At 67.5% G+C, this 5,449-nt stretch carries 4 protein-coding genes and 1 pseudogene; 2 read left to right on the forward strand and 3 right to left on the reverse strand.

The genetic code is table 11. The features are described from left to right. Window positions 1–287 (forward strand): annotated as a pseudogene (locus tag RMO40_RS20665) (patatin-like phospholipase family protein); the annotation flags it as partial. Next, entirely contained in the window at window positions 284–1,657 is a 1,374-nt protein-coding gene (locus tag RMO40_RS20670; protein ID WP_309725369.1) for an MATE family efflux transporter, read from the forward strand. The pseudogene RMO40_RS20665 and the gene RMO40_RS20670, both read left to right, overlap by 4 nt. A gap of 116 nt (window positions 1,658–1,773) precedes the next feature. Here RMO40_RS20670 and RMO40_RS20675 read toward each other — a convergent pair whose 3' ends face one another. From RMO40_RS20675 to mrdA, 3 genes are all read right to left on the reverse strand, one after another. Next, window positions 1,774–2,682, reverse strand: coding sequence for an NAD(P)-dependent oxidoreductase (locus RMO40_RS20675; protein WP_309725371.1), 909 nt, complete (start codon window positions 2,680–2,682; stop codon window positions 1,774–1,776). 10 nt (window positions 2,683–2,692) lie between these two features. Further along, the gene (rodA, locus tag RMO40_RS20680; protein WP_309725373.1) at window positions 2,693–3,847 is read right to left on the reverse strand and encodes a rod shape-determining protein RodA; all 1,155 of its coding nucleotides are present in this window, start codon (window positions 3,845–3,847) and stop codon (window positions 2,693–2,695) included. Next, on the reverse strand, window positions 3,844–5,449 hold a 1,606-nt coding region (mrdA, locus tag RMO40_RS20685; RefSeq protein ID WP_309725375.1), incomplete at its 5' end, for a penicillin-binding protein 2. The genes mrdA and rodA, both read right to left, overlap by 4 nt.

The raw sequence follows: 5,449 nt of genomic DNA on the forward strand, positions 1-5,449 counted from the left end.
AGATGCGCGCCATCGGCTTCGTGCAGCGCTTGATCGAGCAGGGCGTGGCGCTGCCCGACGGCTACAAGCACCTGCGCCTGCACATGGTGGCCGACGACGCCGGCCTCGCGCCGCTGGGGGCCAACTCCAAGTTCGACACCGACCGCGCGTTCCTGGAGGGCCTGTTCGAGATGGGTCGCGGCGCCGCCGACCGCTGGCTGGCCCAGCACAAGGGCGACATCGGCGTGCGCGCCACGATCGACGTGGAGGACGAGTTCCTCAAACGCCCACGGCGGCGCAAGGCATGAACACGCCGCCCCGCCCCAGCCTGGTCGCGTTGACCTGGCCGCTGTTCGCCGAGCTGGTGCTCGGCCTGGTGGTGGGCCTGGTCGGCCTGTGGCTGGCCTCGCGCATGTCGGACACCGCCTCGGGCGCGTTTGCACTCTCCAACCATGTGCAGGCCTCGTTCTTCCTGCTGTTTCGCATCATCAGCATGGGCGTGAGCGTGGTCATCACGCAGAACCTCGGCGCCGGCAACCGCGCAGGCGCTGACGACACAGCCCGCGCGTCGCTCGGCGCCAGCACCTGGCTCGGCCTGGGGGCTGGTGCGGCGGTGGCGCTGCTCGCCGGGCCCTTGTTGCGCCTGCTGAACGCACCCGACAACGTGATGCCGCTGGCCGAGCCTTACCTGCCGGTGCTCTCCATCTCACTCGCGCTCGATGCCTTCAACGCCAGCATGGGCGCGGTGATGCGCGCCCACATGCACACCCGCGACACGCTGCTCAACATGATCGCCATGCACAGCCTGCACCTGGCGATCTGCTGGCCGCTGATGGCCGGCCTCGGCCCACTGCCCGCACTGGGTCTGGCCGGTTTTGCGGTGGCGGCCGCCATCAGCCGCGCCTTTGGGGTCGCGTTCCACTTGTGGCTGTGGCGCTGGCGGCTGCAGCTGGTGCCACACGCCCACGACTGGTGGCGCATGCGCTGGAAGAGCCTCGGCCCGGCGCTGCACATTGGCCTGCCCGGCGCGGCCGAAAACATCGCCTACCGGCTGGCGCTGATGGTCACCGTCGCCCTGGTGGCACGCATGGGCGCCGATGCCCTGGCGGTGCACAGCTACACCATGCAGGTGATGTATTTCATCTTGGTGTTTGGCTTGGCGGTGGGCTTTGCGAGCGAGATCCTGGTCGGTCACCTGGTGGGCGCGCGCCAGCTGCACGAGGCGCACCGCCTGGTGCGCAAGAGCCTGCGCTGGGGGCTGCTGGTGTCCACCGGCGTGTCGCTCACCGCCGCGATCACGGCACCGTGGACGCTGCAGCTCTTCACCCACGACCCGCACATCATCCAGCAGGCCACCACGCTGTTGTGGATCACGGTGCTGCTGGAACCCGGGCGCACCTTCAACCTGGTGGTGATCAACGCGCTGCGCGCCACCGGCGACGCGCGCTTTCCGGTGGTGGCGGGTGCGGCGTCGATGGTCTTTGTGATGGCGGGCGGCGCCTGGTTGTTGGGGGTCGTGTTCGACCTTGGCCTGGTCGGTGTGTGGATCGCCTACGCCGCCGACGAGTGGGTGCGCGGCCTGATCATGTGCGCCCGCTGGTGGCGCCTGGGCTGGGTGCCGGCGGCACGGGCCACACACCGGCGGGTCACACGCCAGCGCAACTTCCGTTCGGGCTGAGCCTGTATTCCCGATCGCCCTGAGCTTGTCGAAGGGAGCCAGCTCAGTGCACAGCGCACCCTTCGACAGGCTCAGGGCGAACGGAGCCAGAAATCAGAGCGCCCAGTCCTCTCGGCTCAACGCCGGCGCAGCAACTCGAACACGCTCGCGTCGTCCATGCCTGCCAGCCCGTTCTCACACGCGCGCGCAAACAGCGCGGCGGCTTGCTGGCCCAGCGCCGTCTCGAAGCCGGCCTGCTGCGCCATGCCGACCGCGAGGTGGGTGTCTTTGTTGAGCAGGCTGGTGTGGGCGCGCGGCAGGTAGTCGCCGAGCAAGGCGCGGCGCATGCGGTCGCTGCCGATCCAGCTCTGGCCGCTGCTCTGCTCCATCACCGCCAGCGTGCGCGGCAGGTTCAAACCCAAGCGCTCGGCCAGCGCCAACGCTTCGGCGGCCGCGGCCAGGTTGATGCCGGCGACCAGGTTGTTGACGAGCTTGGTGCGTGCGCCATCACCGGGCCGCTCGCTGATGTGGAATACCTTGGACGACAGCACTTCGATCAAGGCGCGGTGTTTGTCGAGCGCCGCGTTCGGGCAGGCGAGCATCAGGCTCATGCTGCCGTCACGTGCCCGGTCGGGGCCACCGGACATGGGGGCGTCGAGCCAGTCGAGGCCCTGTTGTGCGAGGCCTTGCACCAGGCGTTCGGTGTCGGCCGGCGCGATGGTCGGGCACAACATCACCAGCGAACCCGGCGCGAGCGAAGCCGCCGCGCCGTGCGGGCCGAACAGCACCGCCTGTGTTTGCGCGGCATCGACCACCGCCACGATCACCACGTCGCTCGACGAGGCCAGGCCGGTCGCCGTGGCGCAAGCCATCGCACCCAGGCTGACGGCTTGTGCTTCGCGTTGCGAATCGATGTCGTGCACCGCCACCAGGTAACCCTGTGACAGCAGGCGCGCGGCCATCGCGCCGCCCATGTTGCCCACGCCGATCACACCCACACGAGGGATCGGCCAGACGGCTGGTATCGCAGCTTGGGGTGTGTCCATGCGCCGCAGCTTACCGCTGCATGTAGCGCCGGCTCTTGGAGATCGACATCAAGATGCCCAGGCCGAGCCCGAGCGTGACCATGGCCGTGCCCCCATAGCTGATGAAGGGCAGCGGCACCCCCACCACCGGCAAGATGCCACTCACCATGCCCATGTTGACGAAGGCGTAGGTGAAAAAGCTCAGCGTGATGGCGCCGGCCAGCAGGCGCGCAAACAAGGTCGGCGCTTCGGCCGCGATCATCAGGCCGCGGTAGATCAGGAAGATGAAACCCGCCAGCAGCGCCAGGCAACCCATCAGGCCGAACTCTTCGGAGAAGGCGGCAAAGATGAAGTCGGTGGTGCGCTCGGGGATGAACTCCAGGTGCGTCTGCGTGCCCTTCATGAAGCCCTTGCCCGACATCCCGCCCGAGCCGATGGCGATCATGCCCTGGATGATGTGAAAGCCCTTGCCCAAGGGGTCGGTGGTCGGGTCGAGCAGGGTGCAGACACGGTTCTTCTGGTATTCGTGCAAGAGCGGCCAGGCCACGTCGGGTTGGCAGATGCGGTCTTCGGCCAGCACCATGGCCGTGATGGCGATGACACCCACCGCCAGCACCGGCAGGATCAGCTTCCACGACAAGCCGGCAAAGAAGATCACGTAAAGGCCGGCCGACAGCACCAGGATCGCCGTGCCCAGGTCGGGCTGCTTGACGATCAGGCCCACGGGGATCGCCAGCAAGAGCAGCGCCACCACGAAGTCCGACACCCGCAGCTGGCCCTCGCGGCGCTGGAACCACCAGGCCAGCATCAGCGGCACCGCAATCTTCAGCACCTCGCTCGGCTGCACCACCACGCCCACGTTGAGCCAGCGTGTGGCGCCTTTTTTGGTGACGCCGAACAAGGCCACCGCGATCAGCAGCGCCACGCCCACGGCATACAGCGGCACCGCCAGGCCCATCAGCTTTTGCGGCGGGATCTGCGCCACCACGAACAAGATGCCGAGCGCCAGCAGCATGTTGCGGCCATGGTCGACAAAGCGTGTGCCGTGGTCGTAGCCGGCCGAGTACATGGTGACCAGGCCCATCACCGCGAGCAGCAGGATCGCCAGCGCAAGTGGGCCGTCGAAGCCCATGAACACCGGCTTGACCCGGTGCCACAACGACGGCTTGCCGAAGGTGGCGCTCATCGTGCCGCCTTCGCAGACGCTGCGGGCGATGCCGCTGAAGCGGCCGAAGCAGAAGGCACCACCATCGGCGCGCTGAGGCCGCCGCTGCCGGGCCCGACCGCGTAGGCGCCTGCGCCCGGCAGCGGCACCGCCGAGACCGCACGAGACGTTCCGGTGGGCGCGCCCGACTTGCCTTCGCGGGTGAGCGCGATGTCTTCTGCGCTCGGGTACTGGCCCAGCAGCAGGTAGTCCATCACCCGCCTGGCAATCGGCGCAGCGCTGGCCGCGCCGAAGCCCGCGTTCTCCACCACCACCGCCAGCGCGATGGTGGGTGTTTCAACCGGCGCAAAGGCGATGTAGAGCGCGTGGTCACGCTTGTGCTCTTCGAGCTTGCTGGCGTTGTACTTCTCGTTGGCGCGCACGCCCACGGCCTGCGCGGTGCCGGTCTTGCCACCGCTCACATACGGCGTGCCGGCAAACACCCGCGTGCCGGTGCCACCTTGTGTGACCTGCTGCATGCCCTGCAGGATGACCTTGACGTGCTCGGGCTTGAGCAGCAGCGACTCCAGCGCGTCATGCGCCACCTGGCGCCGCTCGCGCGTGACCACGTCTTCGACCTCGCGCACCAGGCGCGGCTTGTAGCGCTCGCCGCCGCTCACGAGCGTGGACACGGCGCTTGCCAGCTGCAACATGGTGAAGTTGTTGTAGCCCTGGCCGATGCCCAAGGAGATGGTTTCGCCGGCGTACCACTTCTGTTGCTCGGGCTTCTTGTAGGCGCGTGCTTTCCAGGCGGTGGAGGGCAGCAGGCCGGTCACTTCGCCGTCGATGTCGATGCCGGTCTTGCGGCCGAAGCCGAAGGGTCGGAGCTGATCGTGGATGGTGTCGACCCCGAGTTCGTTGGCCAGCGAATAGAAGTACACGTTGCTGGACAGTGCAATCGCCTTGACCATGTCGACCGGGCCGAGCCCGCCATCGCCGTGGCTGCGGAAGGTGTGGTTGCCGAACTGGAAAGTGCCGCCGTCGTGGATCACTTGTGTGGCGCTGCGCTTGCCGGTGTTGAGCGCGGCCATGGCCATGAAGGGCTTGAAGGTGGAGCCGGGCGGGTAGGTGCCACGCAGGGCGCGGTTGAGCAGCGGCTTGTCGATGGATTCGTTGAGCTCGCGCCACGACTCCGAGTCGATGCCGTCGACAAACAGGTTGGGGTCGAAGGTGGGCTTGCTGACGAAGGCGAGGATCTCACCGTTGCGCGGGTCCATCGCCACCAGCGCACCACGCCGATCGCCAAACAGCTCTTCGACCAACGCCTGCAATCGGATGTCGACCGACATCACCAGTTTGTTGCCCGGCGTCGGCGGGTTGCTCTTCAAGCGGCGCACGGCGCGGCCACCGGCGCTGGTCTCGACTTCTTCGAGACCGGTGATGCCGTGCAGGTCGGCCTCGTAGCTCTGCTCCACACCGAGCTTGCCGATGTATTCGGTGCCACGGTAGTTGTCGAGCTGCTCTTCGGGCCAGTCTTCCATGGCCGCTTTTTCGGCCTGGTTGATGCGCCCGATGTAGCCGATCAAATGGCTGCCCACCTCACCCAGCGGGTAGTTGCGAAACAAGCGCGCCTTGATGTCGACC

This window comes from Rhizobacter sp. (assembly GCF_031412075.1).
Taxonomy (GTDB): Bacteria; Pseudomonadota; Gammaproteobacteria; order Burkholderiales; family Burkholderiaceae_C; genus Rhizobacter.

Bases quoted from the DNA above. Each gene is read 5' to 3' on its own strand.
- RMO40_RS20675 (WP_309725371.1), bottom strand. From the start codon at position 2,682: ATGGACACACCCCAAGCTGCGATACCAGCCGTCTGGCCGATCCCTCGT.
- RMO40_RS20670 (WP_309725369.1), top strand. From the start codon at position 284: ATGAACACGCCGCCCCGCCCCAGCCTGGTCGCGTTGACCTGGCCGCTG.
- rodA (WP_309725373.1), bottom strand. From the start codon at position 3,847: ATGAGCGCCACCTTCGGCAAGCCGTCGTTGTGGCACCGGGTCAAGCCG.